Below are 5507 nucleotides of genomic sequence, written 5' to 3'. Positions count from 1 at the left end.
AGAAGACATTGTCTGAGATTGCTTCGGTCAAGGAGCAATCATCGAATGAGTTTTGCTGAGAAACGATCAAACCGATCGGATTATTAGTACCAGTAAGCTTCATGGGTCGCCCCACTTCCACACCTGGCCTATCAACGTGGTAGTCTTCCACGATCCTCAGCGAAGCCTTGTTTTGAGGTTAGTTTCCCGCTTAGATGCTTTCAGCGGTTATCTATTCCATACTTAGCTACCCTGCTGCACAGCTGGCGCCATGACAGGTACACCAGAGGTATGTCCATCCCGGTCCTCTCGTACTAGGGACAGATCCTCTCAAGCTTCGAACACCCACGGCAGATAGGGACCAAACTGTCTCACGACGTTCTGAACCCAGCTCACGTACCACTTTAAATGGCGAACAGCCATACCCTTGGGACCTGCTCCAGCCCCAGGATGTGATGAGCCGACATCGAGGTGCCAAACTTTGCCGTCGATATGGACTCTTGGGCAAAATCAGCCTGTTATCCCTAGAGTACCTTTTATCCGTTGAGCGATGGCCCTTCCACTCGGGACCACCGGATCACTATGGCCGACTTTCGTCTCTGCTCGACTTGTCAGTCTCGCAGTCAGGCGGGCTTATGCCATTGCACTCGACGACCGATTTCCGACCGGTCTGAGCCCACCATCGCGCGCCTCCGTTACACTTTAGGAGGCGACCGCCCCAGTCAAACTACCCACCACGCCATGTCCCGGGACCGGATAACGGCCCTCGGTTAGACGTCAACGACAGTAAGGGTGGTATTTCAAGGACGACTCCACCAGAGCTGGCGCCCCGGTTTCATAGTCTCCCACCTATCCTACACATACGGTCGCTAACGCCAAGGCGAAGCTATAGTAAAGGTTCATAGGGTCTTTCCGTCTGACCGCGGGAACCCCGCATCTTCACGGGGAATTCAATTTCACTGAGCCTATGCTGGAGACAGTGGGGAAGTCGTTACGCCATTCGTGCAGGTCGGAACTTACCCGACAAGGAATTTCGCTACCTTAGGACCGTTATAGTTACGGCCGCCGTTTACCTGGGCTTCAGTTCGTCGCTTTCACAACTCCCTTTAACCTTCAGGCACCGGGCAGGCGTCAGACCCTATACGTCGCATTGCTGCTTCGCAGAGCCCTGTGTTTTTGCTAAACAGTCGCTACCCCCTGGCTTGTGCCACTCAGTCCTGGTTGCCCAGGGTGAGTCACGCTTATTCCGAAGTTACGCGTGCAATTTGCCGAGTTCCTTCAGCATAGTTCTCTCAAACGCCTTGGTATGCTCTACCTGACCACCTGTGTCGGTTTCGGGTACGGTCTCTGCTGGAGTTATTTCCTGGGACAACGCCCCCGCACACACAATCCAATAAGTGGGTACGAGTTAAGCCATCCGTCACTTCCAGCTGGTGCAGGAATATTTACCTGCTTCCCATCGACTACGCTTTTCAGCCTCGCCTTAGGGGCCGACTAACCCTGCGCAGATTAGCTTTACGCAGGAACCCTTGGTCTTTCGGCGGGAGTGTCTCTCACACTCCTATCGTTACTCATGTCAGCATTCTCACTTCCGATACCTCCAGCCAGGCTCACGCCTGACCTTCACCGGCCTACGGAACGCTCCGCTACCGCTTGCAGTAAACTGCAAACCCATATCTTCGGCGCACGGCTTGAGCCCCGTTACATTTTCCGCGCAGGATCGCTTGATCAGTGAGCTGTTACGCTTTCTTTAAAGGATGGCTGCTTCTAAGCCAACCTCCTGATTGTCAAAGCAATCCCACATCGTTTCCCACTTAGCCGTGACTTGGGGGCCTTAGATGATGGTTAGGGTTGTTTCCCTTTTCACGACGGACGTTAGCACCCGCCGTGTGTCTGCCCGATAGTTCTCTTGGGTATTCGGAGTTTGGTTAGTATTGGTACCGCTCGCGCAGCCCGCAACCATCCAGTGCTCTACCCCCCAAGGAATTCGTCGGACGCTCTACCTAAATAGATTTCGCGGAGAACCAGCTATGTCCAGGTTTGATTGGCCTTTCACCCCTATCCACAAGTCATCCCAGAATTTTTCAACATTCACGGGTTCGGTCCTCCAGTTGGTGTTACCCAACCTTCAACCTGCTCATGGATAGATCACCTGGTTTCGGGTCGTCATACGTCGAACTTAGCGCCCTATTCAGACTCGCTTTCGCTGCGCCTACACCTAACGGCTTAAGCTTGCTCGACACATGAAGTCGCTGACCCATTATACAAAAGGTACGCCGTCACCCCGCTTGGGGGCTCCGACTGCTTGTAGGCTTCCGATTTCAGGATCTGTTTCACTCCCCTTGTCGGGGTGCTTTTCACCTTTCCCTCACGGTACTTGTTCACTATCGGTCGTAGAGGAGTACTTAGGCTTGGAGGGTGGTCCCCCCATGTTCAGACAGGATTTCACGTGTCCCGCCCTACTCGAGTCTCTTGCTATTTGATGACTACGGGGCTTTCACCCACTATGGCCGACCTTTCCAGATCGTTCGTCTTTATTTCACAAGAGCACTGGCCTGGTCCCGGTTCGCTCGCCACTACTACGGGAGTCTCGGTTGATGTCCTTTCCTCCGGGTACTGAGATGTTTCAGTTCCCCGGGTTCGCTTAATGAACCTATGTATTCAGTTCATTATACCTTTTAACAATCCGCCAATCGCCGTCCTGGCCCCCATCACAAGGATGAAGTTCAGAACGAAGTTGGAAGACTGTAAAGGTGGGTTTCCCCATTCGGAAATAACCGGATCAAAGGGTGCTAGCGCCTCCCCGGTTCTTATCGCAGCTTGCCACGTCCTTCATCGCCTCTCTACGCCAAGGCATCCGTCAGAAGCCCTTCAACGTTTGATCGTTTCTCAGCAAAACTCATGCTTGGTTTATTCCGCCCGACTGGAAAGATGCCGGGGGACCAAGCCTGATATTTGTCAGACAATGTCTTCTTCTCGAACATAACCTAAAAGCTCAGGGGAGCCGGTTGCGTTCTTCCTTTACGATTTCAATGCACGCCAACCTTACGGCCGACGGCAAACTTGAATGCGATCACAAAATCCTGGTGGAGCCAGACGGAGTCGAACCGACGACATCCTGCTTGCAAAGCAGGCGCTCTACCAACTGAGCTATGGCCCCGTTCCAAGGAACAGTGCGAAGCCCAGGAGAGCTGTCGGCGATGCCGTCTTGAGGCTGAGAACCCCGGCGAACCAGAAGTCCTGGTAGGCCCGGGCAGACTCGAACTGCCGACCTTACGCTTATCAGGCGTACGCTCTAACCACCTGAGCTACGGGCCTATGGCAGCGACAGCCGGGTTATAAAACCCAGGCTCGCGATCGCGTCACCAATACAACGACCCGAATGGTCGATGCGTCGATGACGAAAGTGGAAAGAGAAACGGAGACGGCGGCGTTCCGCCGTTTGTGCTCGGCGCTGTGAAGCGCTTCGCTATTGGAGCCTCAATAGACAGCCTCGTGAGAGACAGCCTGGAGAAGCATCCTTAGAAAGGAGGTGATCCAGCCGCAGGTTCCCCTACGGCTACCTTGTTACGACTTCACCCCAGTCGCTGACCCTACCGTGGTCGCCTGCCCCCTTGCGGTCAGCGCAGCGCCTTCGGGTAGAACCAACTCCCATGGTGTGACGGGCGGTGTGTACAAGGCCCGGGAACGTATTCACCGCGGCATGCTGATCCGCGATTACTAGCGATTCCAACTTCATGCCCTCGAGTTGCAGAGGACAATCCGAACTGAGACGACTTTTAAGGATTAACCCTCTGTAGTCGCCATTGTAGCACGTGTGTAGCCCACCCTGTAAGGGCCATGAGGACTTGACGTCATCCCCACCTTCCTCCGGCTTAGCACCGGCAGTCCCATTAGAGTTCCCAACTAAATGATGGCAACTAATGGCGAGGGTTGCGCTCGTTGCGGGACTTAACCCAACATCTCACGACACGAGCTGACGACAGCCATGCAGCACCTGTGTCCTAGTCTCCGAAGAGAAAGCCAGATCTCTCTGGCGGTCCAGGCATGTCAAAAGGTGGTAAGGTTCTGCGCGTTGCTTCGAATTAAACCACATGCTCCACCGCTTGTGCGGGCCCCCGTCAATTCCTTTGAGTTTTAATCTTGCGACCGTACTCCCCAGGCGGATTGCTTAATGCGTTAGCTGCGTCACCGAAATGCATGCATCCCGACAACTAGCAATCATCGTTTACGGCGTGGACTACCAGGGTATCTAATCCTGTTTGCTCCCCACGCTTTCGAGCCTCAGCGTCAGTAATGAGCCAGTATGTCGCCTTCGCCACTGGTGTTCTTCCGAATATCTACGAATTTCACCTCTACACTCGGAGTTCCACATACCTCTCTCATACTCAAGACACCCAGTATCAAAGGCAATTCCGAGGTTGAGCCCCGGGATTTCACCCCTGACTTAAATGTCCGCCTACGCTCCCTTTACGCCCAGTAATTCCGAGCAACGCTAGCCCCCTTCGTATTACCGCGGCTGCTGGCACGAAGTTAGCCGGGGCTTCTTCTCCGGGTACCGTCATTATCGTCCCCGGTGAAAGAATTTTACAATCCTAAGACCTTCATCATTCACGCGGCATGGCTGCGTCAGGCTTTCGCCCATTGCGCAAGATTCCCCACTGCTGCCTCCCGTAGGAGTTTGGGCCGTGTCTCAGTCCCAATGTGGCTGATCATCCTCTCAGACCAGCTACTGATCGTCGCCTTGGTGAGCCTTTACCTCACCAACTAGCTAATCAGACGCGGGCCGCTCTAATGGCGATAAATCTTTCCCCCGAAGGGCACATTCGGTATTAGCACAAGTTTCCCTGAGTTATTCCGAACCAAAAGGCACGTTCCCACGTGTTACTCACCCGTCCGCCACTAACTCCGAAGAGTTCGTTCGACTTGCATGTGTTAGGCCTGCCGCCAGCGTTCGCTCTGAGCCAGGATCAAACTCTCAGGTTGAGTTGACTTCTGACCTAAGCTTAAGAACATCCCGAAGGACGTCTTGGCATTAGTTCTACGTATTTTATTGACGAGTTCCCATTCATCGATCCGAAGACCGACGCATGGTATCTTTTCAAAAAGACCGCAGATAGTCAGTGTCGTATGATGACCTTCTAGGGCCATCGCAAGAACACCGCCGCCTGCGTTTCTCTTTCCAAATCAACAATGTCAAAGACCAAAACCGCATCAGCGGCCCGACTTGCTTAGCGCCGTGTCGTCGGCGGAGGCGGGGATTTAGAGACCGCCGAACCTCATGTCAACCGCTCTTTTCAGAGAACTTCCGGAGAGAAAGGCGAACCCTTCAGACCGCAAGAAACCACCCGAGGAAAGCGAGGCTTACCTCTAAAAACCCGTCGGCGATTCGATTGGAGCGCGGAACCTAGTGAAACCAACCGATGAAAGCAAGAAGTTTTTCGCTTCTGTCTTCCGTGAAACCGTGAGGATCAAGACCCCCGCAGCCCCGTCGGCCAGCCCGTTTCCGAGCGAGGCGGCTCTATACG

The 5507-nt window shown here is 53.9% G+C and carries 2 tRNA genes and 2 rRNA genes; all 4 read right to left on the bottom strand.

The features are described 5' to 3' along the window. Positions 1-62: 62 nt before the first annotated feature. Positions 63-2863, bottom strand: a 23S ribosomal RNA gene (locus ACP7BH_RS17080). Between the two features lie 200 nt (positions 2864-3063). After that, a tRNA-Ala gene (locus ACP7BH_RS17075) sits at positions 3064-3139 on the bottom strand. 81 nt (positions 3140-3220) lie between these two features. Continuing rightward, positions 3221-3297, bottom strand: a tRNA-Ile gene (locus tag ACP7BH_RS17070). Between the two features lie 207 nt (positions 3298-3504). Then, positions 3505-4965: ribosomal RNA gene (locus ACP7BH_RS17065) — 16S ribosomal RNA — on the bottom strand. Together the 16S and 23S rRNA genes with 2 tRNA genes alongside form the textbook arrangement of a ribosomal RNA operon. Positions 4966-5507: the final 542 nt, after the last annotated feature.

It is taken from the genome of Brevundimonas sp. TWP2-1, from assembly GCF_049897645.1.
GTDB lineage: Bacteria > Pseudomonadota > Alphaproteobacteria > Caulobacterales > Caulobacteraceae > Brevundimonas.
The sequence above is the reverse complement of the archived record's forward strand: the minus strand, read 5'-3'. Positions and strand labels throughout refer to the sequence as shown.